The sequence below is a fragment of the Hydrogenophaga sp. genome, from assembly GCF_030158645.1.
Lineage (GTDB): Bacteria > Pseudomonadota > Gammaproteobacteria > Burkholderiales > Burkholderiaceae_C > Hydrogenophaga.
The window spans coordinates 87,169-106,402 of record NZ_JAOASO010000089.1; the positions used below are offsets into that span (position 1 = coordinate 87,169).

At 67.1% G+C, this 19,234-nt stretch carries 20 protein-coding genes; 9 read left to right on the top strand and 11 right to left on the bottom strand.

Annotated elements, in window-relative coordinates:
* Nucleotides 1–8: 8 nt before the first annotated feature.
* Nucleotides 9–434, bottom strand: a complete 426-nt coding sequence (locus Q1W68_RS09710) for a Cd(II)/Pb(II)-responsive transcriptional regulator (RefSeq protein ID WP_300649574.1) — start codon at nucleotides 432–434, stop codon at nucleotides 9–11.
* 80 nt (nucleotides 435–514) lie between these two features.
* Between Q1W68_RS09710 and Q1W68_RS09715 the strand changes: the two genes are divergently transcribed.
* Genes Q1W68_RS09715 through Q1W68_RS09725 form a run of 3 tightly spaced genes read left to right on the top strand, consistent with a single transcriptional unit; the run spans nucleotide 515 to nucleotide 2,241 of the window.
* Nucleotides 515–1,162 carry a cation transporter gene (locus Q1W68_RS09715; RefSeq protein WP_300649576.1) on the top strand — a complete coding sequence of 216 codons (648 nt, stop codon included), beginning with the start codon at nucleotides 515–517 and terminating at the stop codon, nucleotides 1,160–1,162.
* A gap of 12 nt (nucleotides 1,163–1,174) precedes the next feature.
* Entirely contained in the window at nucleotides 1,175–1,588 is a 414-nt protein-coding gene (locus Q1W68_RS09720; RefSeq protein WP_300649578.1) for a disulfide bond formation protein B, read from the top strand.
* Entirely contained in the window at nucleotides 1,585–2,241 is a 657-nt protein-coding gene (locus tag Q1W68_RS09725) for a thioredoxin domain-containing protein (RefSeq protein ID WP_300649580.1), read from the top strand. Before Q1W68_RS09720 ends, Q1W68_RS09725 begins: the two co-directional genes overlap by 4 nt.
* Here Q1W68_RS09725 and Q1W68_RS09730 read toward each other — a convergent pair.
* Entirely contained in the window at nucleotides 2,193–3,437 is a 1,245-nt protein-coding gene (locus Q1W68_RS09730; RefSeq protein ID WP_300649582.1) for an MFS transporter, read from the bottom strand. The genes Q1W68_RS09725 and Q1W68_RS09730 overlap by 49 nt on opposite strands.
* 107 nt (nucleotides 3,438–3,544) lie before the next feature.
* On the opposite strand from Q1W68_RS09730, the gene Q1W68_RS09735 reads away from it, so the two are divergent.
* From Q1W68_RS09735 to Q1W68_RS09745, 3 genes are all read left to right on the top strand, one after another.
* The gene (locus Q1W68_RS09735) at nucleotides 3,545–4,453 is read left to right on the top strand and encodes a LysR family transcriptional regulator (protein WP_300649584.1); all 909 of its coding nucleotides are present in this window, start codon (nucleotides 3,545–3,547) and stop codon (nucleotides 4,451–4,453) included.
* Complete coding sequence (locus tag Q1W68_RS09740) at nucleotides 4,450–5,022, top strand: MarR family transcriptional regulator (protein ID WP_366146697.1); 573 nt, start codon at nucleotides 4,450–4,452, stop codon at nucleotides 5,020–5,022. The genes Q1W68_RS09735 and Q1W68_RS09740 overlap by 4 nt, the downstream gene beginning before the upstream one ends.
* Nucleotides 5,023–5,098: 76 nt before the next feature.
* Entirely contained in the window at nucleotides 5,099–5,992 is an 894-nt protein-coding gene (locus Q1W68_RS09745) for a dienelactone hydrolase family protein (protein WP_300716413.1), read from the top strand.
* 160 nt (nucleotides 5,993–6,152) lie between these two features.
* Here the strand turns inward: Q1W68_RS09745 and Q1W68_RS09750 are convergent, their stop codons facing one another.
* Entirely contained in the window at nucleotides 6,153–7,793 is a 1,641-nt protein-coding gene (locus tag Q1W68_RS09750; protein WP_300649588.1) for a tannase/feruloyl esterase family alpha/beta hydrolase, read from the bottom strand.
* Between the two features lie 231 nt (nucleotides 7,794–8,024).
* Between Q1W68_RS09750 and Q1W68_RS09755 the strand changes: the two genes are divergently transcribed.
* Nucleotides 8,025–8,930 (top strand): AraC family transcriptional regulator, encoded by a 906-nt coding sequence (locus Q1W68_RS09755; RefSeq protein ID WP_300716416.1) that lies wholly within the window; start codon nucleotides 8,025–8,027, stop codon nucleotides 8,928–8,930.
* 59 nt (nucleotides 8,931–8,989) lie between these two features.
* On the opposite strand, the gene Q1W68_RS09760 is transcribed toward Q1W68_RS09755, so the two are convergent.
* The 5 genes from Q1W68_RS09760 to Q1W68_RS09780 form a co-directional block, all read right to left on the bottom strand.
* On the bottom strand, nucleotides 8,990–10,168 hold the full coding sequence (locus Q1W68_RS09760; protein ID WP_300716419.1) for a putative sulfate/molybdate transporter: 1,179 nt from the start codon (nucleotides 10,166–10,168) through the stop codon (nucleotides 8,990–8,992).
* 34 nt (nucleotides 10,169–10,202) lie between these two features.
* Nucleotides 10,203–11,075 (bottom strand): MBL fold metallo-hydrolase, encoded by an 873-nt coding sequence (locus Q1W68_RS09765; RefSeq protein ID WP_300649625.1) that lies wholly within the window; start codon nucleotides 11,073–11,075, stop codon nucleotides 10,203–10,205.
* Between the two features lie 123 nt (nucleotides 11,076–11,198).
* Nucleotides 11,199–11,660, bottom strand: a complete 462-nt coding sequence (locus Q1W68_RS09770) for a rhodanese-like domain-containing protein (protein WP_300649592.1) — start codon at nucleotides 11,658–11,660, stop codon at nucleotides 11,199–11,201.
* Nucleotides 11,661–11,749: 89 nt separating this feature from the next.
* Nucleotides 11,750–12,457, bottom strand: coding sequence for an SUMF1/EgtB/PvdO family nonheme iron enzyme (locus Q1W68_RS09775; protein WP_300649594.1), 708 nt, complete (start codon nucleotides 12,455–12,457; stop codon nucleotides 11,750–11,752).
* A 16-nt stretch (nucleotides 12,458–12,473) separates the two neighbouring features.
* On the bottom strand, nucleotides 12,474–12,959 hold the full coding sequence (locus Q1W68_RS09780; protein WP_300649596.1) for an acyl-CoA thioesterase: 486 nt from the start codon (nucleotides 12,957–12,959) through the stop codon (nucleotides 12,474–12,476).
* 199 nt (nucleotides 12,960–13,158) lie between these two features.
* Between Q1W68_RS09780 and Q1W68_RS09785 the strand changes: the two genes are divergently transcribed.
* Nucleotides 13,159–14,019: a Crp/Fnr family transcriptional regulator gene (locus tag Q1W68_RS09785; protein WP_300649598.1), complete on the top strand. Its 861-nt coding sequence runs from the start codon at nucleotides 13,159–13,161 to the stop codon at nucleotides 14,017–14,019.
* 75 nt (nucleotides 14,020–14,094) lie between these two features.
* Nucleotides 14,095–14,646, top strand: coding sequence for a glycine zipper 2TM domain-containing protein (locus Q1W68_RS09790; protein ID WP_300649599.1), 552 nt, complete (start codon nucleotides 14,095–14,097; stop codon nucleotides 14,644–14,646).
* A gap of 38 nt (nucleotides 14,647–14,684) precedes the next feature.
* Here the strand turns inward: Q1W68_RS09790 and glxR are convergent, their stop codons facing one another.
* The 3 genes from glxR to Q1W68_RS09805 form a co-directional block, all read right to left on the bottom strand.
* Nucleotides 14,685–15,569 (bottom strand): 2-hydroxy-3-oxopropionate reductase, encoded by an 885-nt coding sequence (gene glxR, locus Q1W68_RS09795; protein WP_300649600.1) that lies wholly within the window; start codon nucleotides 15,567–15,569, stop codon nucleotides 14,685–14,687.
* A gap of 79 nt (nucleotides 15,570–15,648) precedes the next feature.
* Complete coding sequence (locus tag Q1W68_RS09800) at nucleotides 15,649–16,863, bottom strand: HlyD family efflux transporter periplasmic adaptor subunit (protein WP_300649601.1); 1,215 nt, start codon at nucleotides 16,861–16,863, stop codon at nucleotides 15,649–15,651.
* Nucleotides 16,860–19,229: an ABC transporter permease gene (locus Q1W68_RS09805; RefSeq protein ID WP_300649603.1), complete on the bottom strand. Its 2,370-nt coding sequence runs from the start codon at nucleotides 19,227–19,229 to the stop codon at nucleotides 16,860–16,862. The genes Q1W68_RS09800 and Q1W68_RS09805 overlap by 4 nt, the downstream gene beginning before the upstream one ends.
* Between the last annotated feature and the right edge of the window lie 5 nt (nucleotides 19,230–19,234).

Consider the following 19,234-nt stretch of genomic DNA (forward strand, 5'->3'; position numbering starts at 1 on the left):
GTGGGGCCTCATGGTACCCCGTGGCAGGCACAGGCCTCGCCGTGCGCGGCCGACACCAGCTCGTCCAGAATGCCGCAATGCCCTTGGTGCGTGCCCGAGCAGCGCGCACGCAACTGCAGCAACTGCTTCTCCAGCGCCCGCATGCTCTTGAGCCGCGCGCGCACACGCGCCAGCTGCTCGTCCACCAGCAGGTCCACGTCGCTGCAGTCGGCGCTGGGCAGGTCCACAAAACCCAGCAGCCGGTTCACATCGGCCAGCGGCATGTCCAGCGCGCGGCAGTGGCGGATGAAAGACAGGCGCTCCAGATGCTCCGCCGCGTAGTCGCGGTAACCGTTGTCGCGCCGCGCCGGCTCGGGCAGCAGGCCCTGTTTCTCGTAGTAGCGGATGGTTTCCAAATCCACGCCCGTGGCGCGGGCCAGTTCCTTGATCTGCATGGTGAAGCCCTTCGTTCAAACCCGTGCTTGACACTGTAGCGGCTCCAGGGTTTCCAATGCAGGCACCGAAAGGAAAAACCATGTCCGCCCATTGCTGTGACCACGAGACCCCCAAGGTTGACACGATCGTCAACCTCGGCCGCTACCGCAAGATCCTCTGGATCGCCCTGATCGTCAACGCCGCCATGTTCCTGGTGGAGATCGGCGCCGGTTTCCGGTCCGGTTCTCTTTCGTTGCTGGCCGACGCGGTGGACTTCGCGGGCGACGCGCTCAACTACGCCGTGTCGCTGGCGGTGCTCGCCTCGGCGCTGGCCTGGCGCGCCCGCGCGGCCCTGCTCAAGGCCGTGAGCATGATGGGCTTTGGCCTGTATGTGCTGGGTGCTGCGGTGTGGTCGGTGTGGCACGGCGGCGTGCCGCAGGCCATGACCATGGGCGCGGTGGCGCTGTTGGCGCTGGTGGCCAACGTGGCGGTGGCTTGGATGCTCTACGCGTTTCGCGAAGGCGACGCCAACATGCGCAGCGTGTGGCTGTGCTCGCGCAACGACGCCATCGGCAACGTGGCGGTGTTCATGGCTGCGCTCGGCGTGTTCGGCACCGGCTCCGCCTGGCCCGACCTGGCGGTGGCCAGCCTCATGGCGGCGCTGGCGCTGCACGGCGGGTGGACGGTGATGCGGCAGGCGAGGGGGGAGCTGGGCGCAGGCGAGGACCACCATGGCCACGCGCATTGAGGGGCCACGCTGATGCGGGCCTGGTCTATGTTGCTGGCGGCCTGGGGTGTGGCCCTGGTGTCCACGCTGGGCGCGCTGTTCATCGGCGAGGTCATGGGCATGACGCCCTGTCGCTTGTGCTGGTACCAGCGCATCTTCATGTTTCCGCTGGCCATCGTCCTGGGCATGGCCGCTTTCACCGAAGACCGGCGCGGTGCTGTGTACGCGCTGCCGCTGGCACTCAGCGGTGCCGCCGTGGCGGGCTATCACGCTGCGCTGATCGCCGGCTGGGTGCCCCAGTGGTGGGTGCCTTGCGGTGCCGGACCCTCTTGCCGTGAACAGAGCCTGGAAATCCTCAACGGCATCCAGCTCCCCTGGTTGTCACTGCTGGCCTTCGTGGCCATCGCGCTTGTGCTGCTGGTCTATTTGAGAAAAACCCGTTCATGAACGCCAAAAAACTCACCGTCATCGGTCTCGTGGTCCTCGTTGCCGTGTTCTTTTTCCTGGGCATGAACGCCTACCAGTCGCGTGTGCAGACCGCGCAAGACGTGCAGGTCAAGACCGAGCAGTCGCGCCTGGTGCGCATGCATTCGCCGGTGCTCGGTCCACAGGCTGCGCCGGTCACCATCGTCGAGTTTTTTGACCCGGCCTGCGAGACCTGCCGTGCCTTCTATCCCATCGTCAAGAACCTGATGGCGCAGTACCCCGAGGACGTGAAACTCGTCATCCGGTATGCGCCGTTCCACCCGGGCTCGGACGTGGTGGTGAAGCTGCTGGAAGCGGCCCGAAGCCAGGGCAAATACCCGGCGGTGCTGGAGGCCTTGCTGGCGGCCCAGCCCGCGTGGGCAGACCACGGTCAGCCCAACCTCGAGAACGCCTTCAAGGCGGCCGGGCAGGCCGGTCTGGACCTCGTCCAGGCGCGGCAGGACATGGAGAAACCCGGCATGCAGGCGCTGTTGCAGCAAGACGTGGAAGACCTCACCGCGCTGCAGGTCACGAAGACGCCCACCTTCTTTGTGAACGGCCGCAGCTTGCCGAGCTTCGGCCCCGATCAGCTGGCCGCGCTGGTGGCCGACGAGGTGGGCAAGCTCAAGCGTTGAGCGCGAAGCCGCTGCGCCATCCACAGCGCAGCAAGTGCCGCCACCCAGGCCACCGCCGCCCCCACCCAGGCCACGCTGCCCAGCCCCCACAGCGGGATGCTCGCGCCGCCGAGCAGGGCGCCAAGCGCGATGCCGCCGTTGGCCGCCGAGACATTGATGGTGCCCGCCAGTGCCTGGGCCTGCGGAGCGGACTTCATCACGCGGATCTGGCACACCGGGTAGAGCGCGGTGTTGGCCACGCCCCAGACCGCCAGCGCGAACACCAGACCCACCGGCACGCTGGCCAACAGCACGGTGGCGACCATGCCCACCGCCAGCAGAACGCTGAAGACCGCGGTGGTGACCAGGGGTCGGCGGTCGACCCACAGCCCGCCCAGCCAGTTGCCACCGAGGCCCACGGCGCCAAAGCCCATGAGCCACCAGCCCACGTGGGCCGAGGGCACCTGCGCGATGGTTTCGAGCACCGCCGCCAGGTAGGTGTAGCCGGTGAACATGGCGGTGAACACCGCCACCGACAGCAGCACATGGCCCACAAAGAACGGATCGCGCAGGATGCGGGCCTGCTCAGCCAGGCGCACGCGCGGGGTGGCGGCCAGGGTCGGCATGGTCACCTGCAGCAGCGCTGCCACCAGCAGGCAGAGTGCGGCCAGCACCCAGAAGGCGCCTCGCCAGCCCATGGCTTCGCCGGCCACGGAGCCCAGTGGAATGCCGAACAGCATGGCACCCGAAATGCCGAGGTAGACCCGGGCGACTGCACGGCTGGCGCGCTGAGGCCCGGCCAGCTGCGCGGCGGTTTCGCTGGCCGTGCCCCAGAACACCGGCAGCGCGAGCGCGGGCGCGATGCGTGCGATGGCCAGTGTCCAGAGGTTGGGCGCCATGGCGGCCAGTGCGTTGGACGCTGCAAACAGCAGCAGCACACCCACGAACAGGCGCTTGCGTTCCTGGTGCGCGAGCCAGGCGGTGAGCGGGGGGCCGAACAGCATCACGATCACGGCGAACAGCGTCACCAGCTGGCCCGCCGTCGACACGGACACGGCGAGGTCTCGGGCCAGCGCGGGCAGCAAACCCACCAGGAGGAACTCGGTGGTCACGATCACGAAAGCCGCCACGGCGAGCACGGAAACGGACGCCTGGTGGCCTGTGGCCTTGGTTGAGGGTGGGCAGCCGGACGCTGCAGAGGGGTTGAGCGAAGTCATGGATCTTGTGAAATGGGGAACGTGGCCAGCTTATTAAAGAATCGTGAGCTGTATTGCGATCATTTTTCCCAGTAGCATGGAACTGAAATCTTCAATCAGGAGTTCGCATGCACAGCGCAGAACGGCTCAAAGGCATCGATGTGTTCGTGGCCACGGTGGCCGCGGGCAACTTCACGGCCGCGGCGGACCGGCTGAACCTCACCGGCTCGGCCGTGGGCAAAGCCATCGCCCGCCTGGAGGCGCGGCTGGGCACCCGCCTTTTTGAACGCACCACCCGGCGACTCCAGCTCACCGACGCGGGCGCCGCCTTCCACCGCATCTGCGTGCGCGTGCTGGAGGAGCTGGAGTCGGCCGAACGCGTGCTGGCTGCGGACGCCGCAGAACCGTCAGGCCGGCTGCGGGTGGACCTCCCCGCGACGTTCGGCCGCCGTCAGGTGATGGCCTTGCTGTTGGCGCTGGTGAACAAACACCCCAAGCTGCAGACCCATGTGTCGTTCACCGACCGGTTTGTCGATGTGGTCGACGAAGGCATCGACCTGGCCGTGCGCATCGGTGGCGTCGACACCTGGCCCACCAACGTGGGCCACCGCTTCCTCGGCAAGGAGCGCCTGATCTTCTGTGCATCGCCCGGCTACCTGCAGCAGCACGGCACGCCGCAGACGCTGCCAGATCTCTGGCGCCACGACACGGTGACGTATGGCCGGGCTGACGGCACGGCCAGCCCGTGGCTGATCGTGTCCGACCAGGGGCCCACCGAGCGCCGCGGCATCGAAAGCCGCGTGGTCGTGGGCCATGGCGAGGCGCAGCTGGACGCGGTGCTCGCTGGTCTCGGCGTGGCCCAGCTCGCCACCTGGCTGGCCGAAGAAGCGTTGCGGGCCGGCCGCCTGGTGCCCATCCTGCCCAGCCTGGACGTGGACGGTCTGCCGCTGCACATCGTGTGGCCGCAGAGCAAGCGCTTGTTGCCCAAGGTCGATGTGGTGTTGAACCACCTGGCCACCCACCTGCGGATTCGATGAAGCGGGCCCGTCTGATCAACCCGACGCGGGCCTTTTCTTGCCAACTACCTTTGATCAAATATACTTTGATCAAAGATGTGAGCCCGTCCTTTTCCATGACCAAAACCCAAACCAAGACCAAATCAGTCCCGCCTGCGGATGCCGATCTGTTTCTCGGCAACCAGCTGTGCTTTGCGCTGTACGCCGCGTCTTTGGCCATGAGCAAGACCTACAGGCCGTTGCTGGCGCCTCTGGGTCTCACCTTTCCGCAATACGTCGTGATGATGGCGTTGTGGCAGCACAGACAACTCACGGCCGGCGCCTTGGCACAAGCGGTGGCACTGGACGCCGGCACCCTGGTTCCGCTGGTTCGCAAGCTGGTCGCCCAAGGTCTTCTGAGCCGGGAACGCAGCCCGGAAGATGAACGCTCCGTGATCATTGCCCTCACGGCCACGGGCAAGGCGCTGCAGAAGCGGGCCCACGACGTCTATGCCCAGGCCGCATGCGCAACGCAGTGCTCGCTCCAGCAACGCCAAGCGCTGACGGCTCAACTCCAGACGCTGCGTGCGGCGCTGACCCAATCACCCTGAAACGCACGGCGCGCACCGCGTCTGTTTCCTGTCTGTTTTTCCACGCCCGCAACCCCCAACCACCCGAGGAATTTTCATGAAACTGATGGACTACGGCCTCAAGCCAATCGACTTCCAGAACCCCCCTCAAGCCTCGTCCGCCCACCCCTCGCGGCGCGGATTCGTCATGACGTCCCTGGCGTCGGGTTTCGCCCTCGCATCCAACCCGGTGCTGGCCCAGGCCATCGTCACCGACAGCAAAGGCCTGGTGGCCGGCGAAGTCAGTGTGCCTGTGGCGGACGGCAAGATGCCTGCCTACCGCGCCATGCCCGCGGGCCCTGGCAAGTTCCCGGTGATCCTGGTGGTTCAGGAAATCTTCGGTGTGCACGAGCACATCAAAGACATGTGCCGGCGCTACGCCAAGCAGGGCTACTACGCGATCGCGCCGGAAATGTTCGCGCGCCAGGGCGACGTGTCGAAGATGACCGACATCCAGACGATCCTTTCGCAGGTCGTCTCCAAAGTGCCCGACGCCCAGGTCTGCGCCGACCTCGACGCCACCCTCGCATTCGCGCGCGCCAGCGGCAAAGCCGATGTTCAGCGCACGGGTCTGGTGGGTTACTGCTGGGGTGGCCGCACGGCGTGGGTCTACGCTCGGCACAACAGCAAGCTCAACGCTGCCGTGGCGTATTACGGGTTGCTCGAGGGTCTGAAGGCGCCGGAGCTGCGCCCCGAAGACCCCATCGACTTTGCGGACCAGATCAAGGTGCCTGTGCTGGGCCTGTATTCCGGCATTGACGCGTTCGTCAAGCAGGAGACCATCGCGAAGATGCGAGGCCTGATCAACAAGGGCGGCAGCGGCTCGGAGATCGTGGTTTTCCCCAACGTCGACCACGGCTTCAACGCCGACTACCGCCCCAGCTACGACAAGTCGGCCGCCACGTACGCCCAGAAGCTGGCCAACGACTGGCTGAAAAAGCACAAGGTCTGAGGCCTCGACCGATGAGACGGCCAGGGCATGCGCAGGCCGTGGTCATGTGCATGTCCTGAACTTCTCAGCCGGGGATCCGCAGGCTCCCATGGTCGTTGCTGAAGGCCCGCGCACAAAGCCGGTTTGTGTGCGGGTTGCATCGCGACTCTGCGGTGAGCTCTCAAGGGCTCTCGCAGCGGAAGTTGTCCGCCTCATCGGTGCTGCCCGTGCCCCGGTACCTGGCCACCTGGGGGAAGGGGCACAGCGGCCGAGTGCGGGTGACGATCCCGCCAGCGATGCGCGAAGCCACAATTTCCTGGGGGGCGATCCCCTTTTCCGACCAGGCCATGAGGGCGCGGAAAACGTCGGTCTTGGGCTCTGTGGGAACTGCGCCGCTGGAGCCCTGGCCGAATTGATCCACGTTGGTGCCACCACCGCAGTGGCCCATGCCACCCACCATGTACAGCCGCGAGAACGCGTCAGCGTTGTCGTTGCCCATGGTCTGCTTCACCCGCTCGTAGTAACGGGTCGTGCCCTGCGGCATGATGAGGTTGTCTGACCAGCCGTGGTACATGATGAGCTTGCCGCCACGGGCCTTGAAGGCCGACAGATCCGGGTTGTCGGTGGCCATGCGTGGGCCCACTTGGGCGATGTTGTCGCTGAAGAAGGTCTCGTAGTTGAGGTAGTTCAGCGTGGTCCAGTCCCAGGTCGGATCAAAGTAAACCCAATAGCGTGCCTGCTCGATCGGAATCGGGAAGGGATTCGTCCCCGCGAGAGCCCCCAGGTTGGTGCCACGCTCCAGGCCCGGCCAGAGCAAGTTGCCACCGGCCCCGCGAGCGCCACCCCAGATTTTCTTGATCGCGTTGGCCTCGCCCGGTGTGAGGCAGGCGTTGTCTGCACAAGACGCGGTGGTGATCGTGAGGTCGTTGGTGGGGTCGTAGTCGCAGGTGCGCGGATCATCGAGAACACCATCGGTCACGCCGTCGTTTCCGTCGCACACGGCAATGGCACGGTTGGTGGCGAGGGTCTGTTTGGCCGCTGGAATAGGCCCACCGGCTTCCTCCCGCATCGCGATCTGCGGCCAGATGTGATACGCCTGAAACCGGTCCCAGTGGATGGCAGGTGCACCCGCAAGGATGGCGTCAAAGTCCTCGGGGTAGCGCTGCGCCATCATCAGACCCTGGCGTCCTCCGGTGGAGCAACCGTACCAGTAGGAGCGCACCGGGTCTTGTGCGTAGTACGCCTTGGTGAGCTGCTTGCCCACCACCGCCATCAAATGCATGGAGCGGTGTGCGAAGTCTTCCTGCAGTGGCACATTGGGGTTGCCTGGTGAGAGCATGCCGAAGGCGCCAGACAACGGACTTCCGGTGTGGCCAGTATCGGTTTTCACACCCACGAAGCCTTGGCGCACGGAGTCGGTGGCCACGCCCAGCTGCGTGTTGCCGGCATACACGCCATTGCCCTCGGCGCGAAAGCGACCGTTCCAAGCTGCGGTCGGGAGTGACACCCAGATGTTCACCTGGGGGTCGACCTTCACCTTGACCAGGCAGTAGTCGCGGTCGGTGGCGCCAGCGCCGGTGCTGCCGGTGCTGACATCGAGCACAGTAACCGGTGCGTCGGCAGACAGGGCCGCCGCGCCAATGCCCGCCATGTTGCAGGCCACGGTCGGATTGATCGACAGGTTGTCGAAGTCGGGGCTTGGCACGGTGGGCGTGCTGACAACACCGTCGCCCCCGCCGCCACAGGCGGCCAGCAACAGGGTGGTCAGAGCGGCAGCCGCCGTGGTGCGGCGCCGCGGTGAAAGGGTGGTTGCGTGTCTCAAGTCGGTCTCCTTGTTGTGGGTGGGAACAGAGACCGCATTGCAGCGCAGCACGCTGCGCGCGTCTTTCATCAACGGCCCACGTTTTCACCAGCGACGCATTTCTTATGGAATACCCGGAGACCGGAAACCCGCTAGCAGCTATCGCGTACCGGTATGCCTCAAGCGGCATTTCGGCGTCAGACTCATTGCCGTGTTCGCACGCCCGTGGAGGACATGCAAAGGAGACCCACCATGCTTCAAACACACGCAAACGCAGCACCCGTCAACCCGTTGGAGGAGCGCGATTTGCTGGGCTCTGAGGCGTTGTCGCGATGGGCCGGAATGCCCATCGGATGGGTCGAGGCGGTGCCCGAACTTTCAGGTTCTTGTGAAACCGCGGGCAGCACCTTGCTGGCCATGATCGACTGCGGCCGCGCGCAAGCGGAGTTCCAGTACGGAAGCCGGTCCTTCTCCTACGAACTCGGCCCGGGTGCGATCGGCTTGTTCACCCCCGGTGGTCATGCTGACGTGTCCCACTGGCACTGCGACGGTGTTCGACGAATCATGCTGCAGTTCGATCAAGCGCGACTCGGGGACGCGGTGTTGTCGGAGCAACTGGCGCGAATGCCCCTGCGCCCCGAGCGCGAGTTTCACGATGCGGATCTGGCAGGCGTGCTGCGAGCCATGGTTCACGAAGTTGCGGCAGGCAGTCCGAGTGGTGCTCTGTATGCCGAATCACTTTCACTCGGGGTGGCCATGAGATTGCAGCAGCGCGGTGCCAGCCGCCACAGCACGGTTCGTGAACGCGGCAAGCTGTCCACGGTTCAGACGGAACGTGTGCGCGAACTCGTGATGACCCGGCTTGCGAAAGATGTGTCCATCGGTGAGCTGGCCCAGGCCGCGGGTTTCAGCAGGACGCAGTTCGTGCGCCTGTTCAAGAATTCGTTTGGTTGCACGCCTTACGAATACATCCTCGATGTCCGCCTGCAGGAGGCTCAAAGTCTGGTCCTCAACAGCGAACAGCCGTTGGCTGCGATCGCGGATGCGGTGGGATTTTCGAGCCAGAGCCACATGACAACCGCTTTTGTTCGAGCATCGGGCGTCACGCCCGGCGCATTGCGTCGGGGTACCAACCGTCGGATGAAAAGCGCGTCCTGACTGGCCAGGGTGCCCACCTGTTGCGTGAGAGTGGAGTCAAAAGGCGAGGGCATTGCACCTCAGATCCGCATCACCCGCGCCCGCAGCCCTGTCTCCAGCAGCACCCCCACCACCACACCCACCCCCGCGTTCCACACCGACACGGCGGCGGTGGTGAGCAGCACGGCGCGTGCCTCCTTGTCGCGCGAGCTGCCGGCGGTGCCGATGGTGAGCGAGAAGCCGGCCACGAACAGCATGGCGCCGAGGGTGCCGGCGGGCAGCAGGTTCAGGAGTGCGGTGAGCTGCCCGCTGGCGAACAGGCCGGCGAGCAGCAGCACGCTGCCCAGAAACATCGGCGCGCGGCCGGTGCGCGCACCGCAGGCCACCTGCGCGGCCATGCCGCCCGCGCCAAAGCACATGGGGGGTGCGCCCAGGCCACCGGCCAGCAGGTTCATCAGGCCGGTGCCGCGCGCGGCGCGGTTCTCGTCCAGCGCCACGGCGGGGAACAGGCGGCGCGTTTCGGCCACGATGCCGAGGATGGCGTTGCCGAAAGTCAGCGGTATCTGTGCCGCGGCCAGGCCGATGGCCGCCAGCCACACGCTGGACTGGTTGAAGGCGGGCCACTGCTGCTCGGGCAGGTGCATGGCCCAGGGTGCGCTGGCCAGCGCCTGCAGCAGCTCGGGTTGCCGCCAGCCACCCACCGCCCAGCCCAAGGCCATGAGCGTCGGCATGGTGAGCCAGCCGCCACGGCCCAGCAGCACCAGCGCCAGCACCACCGACGCCGCGCCCAGCAACGCGTCGCCTTCGATGCGCCGCAGCCCGGCCACGATGAGCGCGATGCCCAGGCCCAGCACCACGCCGTGGATCACGTCGCGCGACACGTGGCGGGCGAGCCAGCGGGCCAGTCCACTCCACGCGGCGATGAGCCAGAACACCCCCGTGATCAGCGCGGCCAGCGAGAGCACCGCCGGCAAGTTTTGACCCGCCACCGCAGCGCTGGCCAGGGCCGCTGCGCCCACAGCCTTCATGGGCTGCACCGGGAAAGGAATGCGCCAACGCCAGCCCACCACGATGAGGCTAAGGCCAAAGGCCAGCAAGATCGACGTGGGGTGGACACCGGCCAGCACGATGAAGCCGACCAGAAAGGGCAGCAGGGTGCCCAGATCGCCCAACGCGCCGCCGAGGTCGCCGCGCCAGGTGGCGGGCGACAGGGCGGGCTGCGGGGAGGGGGTCTCGTGCGGTTCGGTCCTGGGCGTCACCGGGCGATTTTGCGGCATGGCCGCCGGGGTCTGCTCAGCGTCCGCCCAGGCTTTCCTTTTCCATCAGCAGGTAGGTGTTGTAGGCGTTCATGCGGTTGGCAAACCGGAACATGGGCATGGGCTCGAAGCGGCTCCAGTCGGTGGCGCTGTAGGCGTCTTCAAACGGCACCAGTTCTTTGGCGGCCTTGCCCATGGTGCTGCGCAAATAGGTGAGGTAGTCGCGCATCACCGCCATGTCCTGGCGCGGCTCGGTGGACGCCGCGCCGTGACCGGGCACCGCCACGGCGACGTCAAAACGCAGCAGGCGTTCGAGGGACTGGATCCACTGGTTGCTGTCGGCCTGGCCCACAAACGGCAGGCGCCCCGCGAACATGAGATCGCCGGCGAACAGCACGCGCTCGCTCGGCACATGAATGGCCAGGTCTTCCGGCGTGTGCGACGGACCCACGCGCTCCAGCACGAAGCGCATGCCCGAGAGCTCCAGCGCGGTGGAGTCGGTGAGCCAGCGGTCGGCCGGCACCAGGCGGGTGTTGTCGTCCACCCAGGGCGCGAGCTCGCTGCGCGAAGCCACCAGGCGCTGCGCGGCGGTGTCCGAATTCAGGTAGGTGCGCGCGTCCTGCTGCGCCACGATCTGGGCGCCCAGCTCCTTGAACACCTGCAGGCCGTATATGTGGTCGGCGTGGTAGTGCGTCACGATCACGTGGGTGATGGGCTTGGGCGTGATCTCCGCGATTTTCTGCACCAGCCGGCGCGCGAGTGCGGGCGAGCCCAGCGCGTCGATCACCACCACCCCTTGTGGCGCCACCACAAAGGCGGCGTTGCTGATGAAGTTCTGGTTGGCCGGCGAGCCCAGTGCGGCCAGGCCCTGCACATACCAGCTGTTGGGACCGACCTTTTGCGGCTGCATGTCGCCCGGGGTCTGCGCCCATGCACCCAGGCTCAACGCAGCCAGGCTCATCGCGAGGGCACGGGCCAGTCCCCGACGCAGGCTGATGGAGATCGACATCATGGGATGCTCCTTTTCAGACGTTCAGTGTTTTGCGGGGGCGGGGGTGCGGCTCGCGGCATCAAAGCCGCCCTTGGCCTTCCACTCTTCCATGCCGCCCTGCAAGATGCGCAGGTTGTCCCAGCCCGCCACGCGCAGCGCAAAGCCGGCCTGTGCCGACAGCGAGCCGGTGTTGCAGTAGATCAGCACGGGCTTGTCTTTGGGGATCGAACTGCGCTTGGCCAGCACCTGGCGCCAGTCCATGTTGATGGCGCCGGGAATGTGGCCCTTGGCAAACTGCCCGGCGTCGCGCGCATCGATCAACACGAACTTTTTCCAGTCGTCCCTGGGGATCTGCTCGGCAAAGATCACGCCGCCGCCGTACTCCACAAACTCGAGGTAGGCCTCCATCTCGTCGATGGCGGCGGCCTTGTCCGCCAGGGCGGCGGTGGGGCCGAGCAGGGCGAGGGTGCTCAGCACCGAGAGTGCGATGTGTCGGGGGTGCATGTTGTCTCCGTTATTTGGAAGTAAATCAGCAATCACTGATATTGTGAGCCGAATTTGAACGGCCGGGAACCGGTCCAGCGCGGGGCGCCTCAGCCGTAGGCGCAGCGAAAGCCGATGTACACCGCGAAGAAATCGGCGGGCTTCCAGGCCACCACGTCGGCCTTCATCTGCGAGGCGCCGTACCACCAGGAGCCACCCATGGTGCGGCGCTCGTTGCCCTGGGCATCGCTCACCCATTCCCAGGCATTGGCGCCCATGTCGTGCAAGCCATTGACGCCGGCCGTGGTGTCGCCAGCCGGCGCAGCGCGGGGCCAGCGGTCGGCGTCGCTGGTGTTGGCGCCCAGCGGGCTGTTGCCGGTGGACCAGGGGTAGGTGGTGCCGCGCTGCCAGGGCGCGGGTGGGGCGGCGCGCTGCTCGGTGAAGGCCGCGCTCAGCCATTCGGCGGCGGTGGGCAGGCGCCCGCCGACCCAGCGGCAGTAGGCCGCCGCTTCCGCGTGCGTGAGGTGCACGGCGGGCAGCTGCTGGGAGGCGGGGGGCACGCCATCGGGTTGGCGCCAGTTCCAGCCGCTCCGTCGCTGCCAGCCGCCGTCGAATTCAAAGCCACCGCCTTCGGTTTCCGCGCGCGTCACGGTGGATGTGGCCTGGGCAAAGCGGGCGAACTGCGCGATCGTGACCTCGGTGCGGTCGATCGCCATCGCGTTCAGCGGGACGCGGTCAGCGGCGGCCGGTTGGGCCAGCACCGGCGTGGCCGACGCCGTCACGAGGCAGGCTGCAAAAGCAAGGCGTGGGTGTTTCATGGCCGTTGTGATCCGCTCAGCCCGAAGTGGTTCGCAGCTCGTCGAAGCGGCTGGCAAATTCCTGGCGCAGCTGTTTGCGCACCTGGGCCGCGGCGTGGCGGCGGCGCTCGTCGGGGGTGTCGGGCTGCAGCTTGGGCACCGGCACGGGTTTGCCGTCTTCGCCCACCGCCACCATCGTGAAGAAGCAGCTGTTGGCGTGGCGCACCACCTGGTTGCGGATGTTCTCGGTCACCACCTTGATGCCGATCTCCATCGACGAGGTGCCGGTGTGGTTCACCGAGGCCATGAAGGTCACGAGTTCACCCACGTGAATGGGCTGGCGGAACATGACCTGGTCCACCGAGAGCGTGACCACATAGCTGCGCGCATAGCGGCTGGCGCAGGCATAGGCCACCTGGTCAAGCAGCTTGAGGATGGTGCCACCGTGCACATTGCCCGAGAAGTTGGCCATGTCCGGCGTCATGAGCACGGTCATGGTGAGTTGGTGGGTCGGCAGGTCCATGGTCGGGTTCCCGGTCAAGCGCAGCACAGCGCTGCAGGCGCGGATTGTGCCCGTGTCCCTGGGCCGGTCCGGCGGGGCCCACGACCGGTGGCGGTTCTCCTGTAGGTCCCTTCCTACGTGCGCACGCCCGTTCGACCGACAGACCGGCGGCGCCCTTGCCGGAAAACTGGAGGCATCCATTTTTTCAAGAGGCCCAGCCATGACCATCGCCCTGGAAACTTCGCTGCTCGACGCGCCCAAAGCGCAAGCGCTGTCGGCGCGCGCCGTCGGTTCAGCTTCAAGCCTTTTCCCTCGGGGCCCTGTCGCGCCCGGCCTGCTCGGCAACCAGCTGCTGGCGGCTTTGCCCGCTTGTGACTGGCAACACCTCTCGAAACACATGGAGCTGGTCGAAATGCCCCTCGGTCAGGTGCTCTACGAGTCGGGCAGCGACCTGAACCACGTCTACTTTCCCACCACCGCCATCGTGTCGTTGCTCAATCTCTCGGCCAGCGGCGCCTGCGCCGAATTCGCCACCGTCGGCAACGACGGGGTGGTGGGTGTGCCGCTGCTGATGGGGGGCATGTCCACCAACGGCCGTGCGGTCGTGCAGAGCGCCGGTCACGGCCACCGGCTGCACCGACAGGTCGTGGTGGATGAGCTGCATGCGGGCGGCGCGGTGATGCAGCTGCTGATGCGCTACACCCAGGCCCTGCTGACGCAAGTGGCGCAAAACGCGCTGTGCAACCGCCACCACGCCGTCGAGCAGCAGGTGAGTCGACTGATCCTGCAGAACCTGGACCGGGTGCAGGGCAACTGCCTCCAGATGACGCAGGAACTGCTGGCCAGCAAACTGGGTGTGCGCCGCGAGAGCGTCACGCTGGTGGCGCTGTCCTTGCAGCGAGACGGCCTGATCCGCTATGCGCGTGGCCGCATCGAGGTGCTGGACCGCCAGGGTCTGGAGGCGAGGGCCTGCGAGTGTTATGCCGTGGTAAAGCTCGAATGCGACCGCCTGTTGCCGCCAGCGCCAACGGAAGCCGCCGTTCTCTGGGCCATGGAGCGCACCGGAGTTCGCTTGGGTTGACACCGGCAACCTACCTTTTGTCACAGGTGCTGCGTTGAACGCGGTTAGATTGCGTCCACTGAACAGGAGAAACACATGGACAAGTCAATGATCAAGGGCATGGCGGTGGGCGGTCTGGCCATGGTGGTGCTGGGCGCCAGCGGCGTCACCGGCTATAAGGCCCTGACCCAACCCAAGGTGGCCGATGTGGTGGCGGTGAAAGAAATCACGCAGACCGTGAGGACGCCGCGCGAGGTGTGTGAAACCGTGGCCGTGCAGCGCACGGCGCCGGTGAAAGACCAGAACCGCATCGCCGGCACGGTGGTGGGTGGTCTGGCCGGTGGCCTGCTGGGCAGCGCGGTGGGCAATGGCACCGGCAAGACCGTGGCCACCCTGGCAGGGGCGGCGGCCGGCGGTTATGCCGGCAACCAGGTGCAGAAGAACATGCAGCAAAAAGACGTGATCACGACCAGCGAGCAACGCTGCAGGACCGTGCAGGACAAGTCGCAAAAGCTCGTGGGCTACGACGTGACCTACCGGCTTGATGGCAAGGACGGCACGGTGCGCACCAGCTTCAAGCCCGGTGACACGTTGCCGGTGAAAGACGGCCAGGTGGTGACCACGCCACCCGCCGACAACAACTCTTGAACCAGCGGCCCGAAACGGGCCGTTGTTCTGTGAGCCGCTCAGTCGGGCGACACCGGGTGGTCGGCCATCAGCTCCAGCGCTTTCACCAACGCCGAGTGATCCAGGTCCCCCATGCCGTGCGCGGCGCAGGCCTGCATCAGCTGGGCGGCGTTCGCGGTTTGCGGCAGTGACACACCGATTTCCTTCGCGCCTTGCAGCGCCAGGTTCAGGTCTTTCTGGTGCAGCTTGATGCGAAAGCCCGGGTTGAAGGTTCGCTTGATCATGCGTTCGCCGTGCACTTCCAGGATGCGGCTCGCCGCAAAACCGCCCATGAGCGCCTGGCGCACCTTGGCCGGGTCGGCACCGGCCTTGCTGGCGAACACCAGCGCTTCGCTCACGGCGGCGATGTTGAGTGCCACGATGATCTGGTTGGCCACCTTGGTGGTCTGGCCGTCGCCATTGCCACCCACCAGCGTGATGTTCTTGCCCATCAGCTCCAGCAGTGGCTTGATGCGCTCGAAGACCGCTGCGTGGCCGCCGCACATGATGGTGAGTGAAGCCGCCTTGGCGCCCACTTCACCACCCGAGACCGGCGCGTCGATGTAGTCGGCGCCCAGGTCGTTGATCTTCTTCGCGAAGGTCTTGGTGGCCATCGGCGAAATCGAACTCATGTCGACCACGACCTTGCCTTTGCCGATGCCTTGCGCCACGCCGTTCTCGCCGAACAGCACGGCTTCCACGTCGGGGGTGTCGGGCACCATGGTGAACACCACCTCGGCCTCGCGCGCCACGGCGGCCGCGTGGTCGCAGCGCACGGCGCCGGCGGCTTGAATGGCCTCCGGTACCTGGCTGCGTGTGTGTACGAACAGCTGGTGGCCCGCGTTGGCGAGGTGCAAGGCCATGGGCGTGCCCATGATGCCCAGACCGATGAATCCGATCTTCATGTGTCTTCCTGGTTGTTGAATGCAGAGGGCTTCAGTATCCCTCAGCACCCCCCGGGAGGCACACCAGGACCAGGGCGGGTCACCTGATTTTCACGGCCTGTCCGTCGCCGATGGTGCTGCCCGGGTAGAGCAGCACCTGCTCACCTTCGCGCACGCCTTCACCCACCCAGGCCAGGTCGGCATGGCGCTCGCGCAGCGTCACAGCGCGGGCCACGGCGCGCTGGCCCTCGACCACGAACACGCGCCACGCCGTGCCGTCGCGCACCAGTGCCGCGCTGGGCACGAGCAGGGCGCCGGCCTGGCTGGAGACGGTGATGCGCGCGTCGACCCGAAAGCCATCACCCAACCGCTGCGATCCTGGCGCGGTGGTGTCCAGATCCACGATCACGTTCACCCGCTGTTCTTCAATGCCCAGGGCCGACACCTTGGTGAAGGCCACCGGCTCGATGCGCACCACATGGCCCGGCAGTGCCGGCGCACCGGTGGTGAGCGTGAGCCTGGCTGGCGAGCCCGGCGCGATCTGCTGCACCTCGCTGGAGAGCACGTCGATCACCGCCTCCACCGCGGTGATGTCGCCAATCTCCAGCAGGTGCTGTCCCGCGGTCACCGGGGAGGCGCTGTCCAGGTGCAGCTTGATCACCTGACCGTTGACCGGGCTCTTGAGTGTCCACAGGCCCTCCACGCGCGCACCCGCGCCGGGCTCCGAGCGGGCCAGCGCGGCCTGCGCTTCGGCCAGTGCGAACTCGGCGGCACGCACTTCGGCGCGCCCGGCGTCCAGCGCCTGCTGCGCCGAGCGCCGCGCCAGCACCGCCTGGTCGAGCGCGGAGGGCGCAATGAAGTTGTCGCGCGCGAGTTTCTGCGCGCGTTCGGCCTCCAGGCTGGCCTGCGCCAGTGCGGTGTCCAGGCGCTGCAGTTGTGCACTGGAGGCGCGGCGCGCTGCGTCGGCACTGCCCACGCGCTGCTGCAACACCAGCCGTGTGCGCGCGTCGATCATCTGCGGCGCCACGGGTGTGAGCGTGGCCACCACATCGCCCGCGCGCACGGCGTCGCCCACCTTGAGCGTGGGCCGTGCCAGCTCGGCCTGGGTGGGGGCCGAGATCAGGTAGCGGTGCTTCAGGCGCAGCTGGCCGTCTTCCTCGATCGCCTGTTCGAAGCGGCCAACGGTGACCGGCGCCACCTCGACCAGCAAGGGACGTGGCTGGAAGGCCCACCAGGTCAGGGCCACCACCGCCACCGCGGCGAGTGCCCAGGGTGCCCAGCGGCGCAGGGCAGGGAGCTTGTGCTTGGTGTTCATTCGCGGACTTTCAAAACGGCAACGAGGTCGAGGCGGTCGATCTGGCGGCGCACCATCAGGGCACTCACCACACCGGCGGCCAGCACGATGAGGGCGGCCCAGGCGTAGGTGGCGGGCTCGATCACCACCGGGAAATCGATGTTGTCCGAAGACATGAGGCGCATCATCAGGGTGGCCAGCGCCCAGCCCGCCACCGCGCCCAGCGGCAACGCCAACAGCAGTTCGGCACCGAGTTCGCCGAGCAGCAGCACCGAGACCTCGGCGCGCGTCATGCCCAGCACGCGCAGGCTCGCGAGTTCCCAGGCCCGTTCCGACAAGCTGATGCGCGCGGCGTTGTAAACAATGCCCACCGCCATGGCCACGGCGAACAGCGTGAGGATGCCGCTGAACACGCCCATGTTGCGCGAGGTGGTCTCGTTGAAGCTGGCCATGGAGCCGGCCTTGTCGAACACCGCGTTGATCACCGGCGCGCGTTTGACCGCGGCCCAGAAGTCGGGCATGGCCAGCGGGTCCACGCGCAGCGCGGCCTCGGCCACGCCGGCGCCGTCGCGCGCCAATCCGTTCATGGCGTGCAGGTTCATGAAGGCCTGTTTGCCCATCATCGTGTGCACGATCTCAACCACCTCCACGGTGGTGCGGGTCTGGCTCCAGAGGCGGAACTCCACCTCCACGCGGTCGCCCACGCGCGCGCCCACGGCCTTGGCCAGCAGCGAAGACATCACCAGCCCACTGGCGGGCATGGCCACCGGGCCGCGTGCGTCGTCCACCGCGCGCAGGAGCTGCGCATCGTCGATCAGGCCCATGAGCGACGCGTCCTCGGTCAGGCCGTGCAAGCGCACGCGCACCGGCTCGTTGCGGTAGGGCTCGGCGCTCATCACGCCGGGCAGGCGCTGCAGGTCCTGCACCACGTTCAGCGGCACCGGGCGGTGGAAGTTCACCAGCACGTCGCCTTGCTGCACCTGGCGGAACTGCACGTCGACGATGTGGGCGATGGCGTCCAGCCAGAACGCACCCGAGATCTGCAGCGCCACCGACAGCGCGATGCCGGTCACGGTGAAGGCCGCGCGCAGCGGTCGGCGTTCGAAGTTGCGGATCACCATGAGCGCGCCGGTGCTCACGCGCCGGCCCAGGCCCAGCCGTTCGATCAGCGTCTGCCGGTAGCTCGGTGGGGCTGGGGGCTGCATGGCCTGTGCGGGCCGCAGGCGGACCACCGCGCGGATCGCCGTCCAGGTGCCCGCGGCGGCCGCGGCAAACGCCAGCACCGTGGCCACCACCACCAGCCACGGCGTGGTGATGTAGGCCAGGTGGTTGAAGCGGAACACCTCGTCGTACAGCCCGAGCATCAGCTGGCCGATGACCAGGCTCAGCCCCAGCCCCGCCACCACGCCCAGCCCGGCGATCACCAGCGAGAGCTTGATGTAGTGCCACGCGATGCCGCCATCGCTGTAACCGAGCGCCTTGAGAGCGGCGATCTGGCTGCGCTGCGTGGCCACCTGGCGGCTGATGACCACGTTGAGGATGAACATGGCCACCGCGAGAAAGATGGACGGCAGCACGGTGCCCATGACCTTGAGCTGGGAGAGTTCGTCGGCCACGATCTTGGCCGAGAGCTGCTTGTCGCGGCCCACCGCGCCCAGCGTGCCGTAGGCGTCGAGCAGGCGGTCGGTCTGTTCGATCACGGCCGGCTGTGAAGCGCCGGCGTCCAGCCGCAACGCGGCCTGGTTGAAGGCGCCCTGCAGGTCGAAGGCGTGGGCCATGCGTTCGTGGTCGATCCACCAGATGCCGAAGGTCTGGTCGTCCGGCGCGCCGCCGCGCGAGGCAAACACGTACTCGGGCGAGATGGCGGTGCCCACCAGGTGCACCTGCTCCAGCCGGCCGTTGAGGATGGCGTTGACCCGGTCGCCGGGCTTCAGACCGCGCGCCACCGCGAACCGGTCGCTCACCACCGCCTCCAGCGCGCGGCCGCGCTCCGGCCAGCGCCCGCTGCGCAGCGTGAGTGCGTTCAGCCCCTGGCGCTGCGCGTGCGCCCGGGCGAGCTCCAGGCCGATGAAGCGGCCGGTCACCGGTGCGTCGGCGTTGGACAGCGCGATCTGCGCGTCCATCACCACGTCGAGCTTGACCTCGGCCACCCCCGGGATGGCGGCCAGCCGCGCGCCCAGGTGCACCGGCGCGCGCTTGACGCTGGCGAACACGTCGGCCAGGCGGTTGTCGCGGTAGAAGCTGTCGCGCGAGCCCTGCAGCGACTCGTGCACGGAGAACATGCCCACGAAACCGGCCACGCCGATGGCCACCACCACCGCGATGGTGATCACCTGCGCGCGCAGGCGCTGGAGATCGCGCCAGAGTTTGGTGTCGAGGGCTTTCATGGTCG

What these genes read in the sequence shown, in the direction of transcription:
- Q1W68_RS09710 (WP_300649574.1), bottom strand. Translation starts at nt 434, where the DNA reads ATGCAGATCAAGGAACTGGCCCGCGCCACGGGCGTGGATTTGGAAACC.
- Q1W68_RS09740 (WP_366146697.1), top strand. Translation starts at nt 4,450, where the DNA reads ATGAAGCGGGCCCGTCTGATCAACCCGACGCGGGCCTTTTCTTGCCAA.
- Q1W68_RS09785 (WP_300649598.1), top strand. Translation starts at nt 13,159, where the DNA reads ATGACCATCGCCCTGGAAACTTCGCTGCTCGACGCGCCCAAAGCGCAA.
- Q1W68_RS09765 (WP_300649625.1), bottom strand. Translation starts at nt 11,075, where the DNA reads ATGCAGCCGCAAAAGGTCGGTCCCAACAGCTGGTATGTGCAGGGCCTG.
- Q1W68_RS09780 (WP_300649596.1), bottom strand. Translation starts at nt 12,959, where the DNA reads ATGGACCTGCCGACCCACCAACTCACCATGACCGTGCTCATGACGCCG.
- Q1W68_RS09725 (WP_300649580.1), top strand. Translation starts at nt 1,585, where the DNA reads ATGAACGCCAAAAAACTCACCGTCATCGGTCTCGTGGTCCTCGTTGCC.
- Q1W68_RS09755 (WP_300716416.1), top strand. Translation starts at nt 8,025, where the DNA reads ATGCTTCAAACACACGCAAACGCAGCACCCGTCAACCCGTTGGAGGAG.
- Q1W68_RS09735 (WP_300649584.1), top strand. Translation starts at nt 3,545, where the DNA reads ATGCACAGCGCAGAACGGCTCAAAGGCATCGATGTGTTCGTGGCCACG.
- Q1W68_RS09800 (WP_300649601.1), bottom strand. Translation starts at nt 16,863, where the DNA reads ATGAACACCAAGCACAAGCTCCCTGCCCTGCGCCGCTGGGCACCCTGG.
- Q1W68_RS09715 (WP_300649576.1), top strand. Translation starts at nt 515, where the DNA reads ATGTCCGCCCATTGCTGTGACCACGAGACCCCCAAGGTTGACACGATC.
- Q1W68_RS09770 (WP_300649592.1), bottom strand. Translation starts at nt 11,660, where the DNA reads ATGCACCCCCGACACATCGCACTCTCGGTGCTGAGCACCCTCGCCCTG.
- glxR (WP_300649600.1), bottom strand. Translation starts at nt 15,569, where the DNA reads ATGAAGATCGGATTCATCGGTCTGGGCATCATGGGCACGCCCATGGCC.
- Q1W68_RS09745 (WP_300716413.1), top strand. Translation starts at nt 5,099, where the DNA reads ATGAAACTGATGGACTACGGCCTCAAGCCAATCGACTTCCAGAACCCC.
- Q1W68_RS09775 (WP_300649594.1), bottom strand. Translation starts at nt 12,457, where the DNA reads ATGAAACACCCACGCCTTGCTTTTGCAGCCTGCCTCGTGACGGCGTCG.
- Q1W68_RS09805 (WP_300649603.1), bottom strand. Translation starts at nt 19,229, where the DNA reads ATGAAAGCCCTCGACACCAAACTCTGGCGCGATCTCCAGCGCCTGCGC.
- Q1W68_RS09730 (WP_300649582.1), bottom strand. Translation starts at nt 3,437, where the DNA reads ATGACTTCGCTCAACCCCTCTGCAGCGTCCGGCTGCCCACCCTCAACC.
- Q1W68_RS09720 (WP_300649578.1), top strand. Translation starts at nt 1,175, where the DNA reads ATGCGGGCCTGGTCTATGTTGCTGGCGGCCTGGGGTGTGGCCCTGGTG.
- Q1W68_RS09790 (WP_300649599.1), top strand. Translation starts at nt 14,095, where the DNA reads ATGGACAAGTCAATGATCAAGGGCATGGCGGTGGGCGGTCTGGCCATG.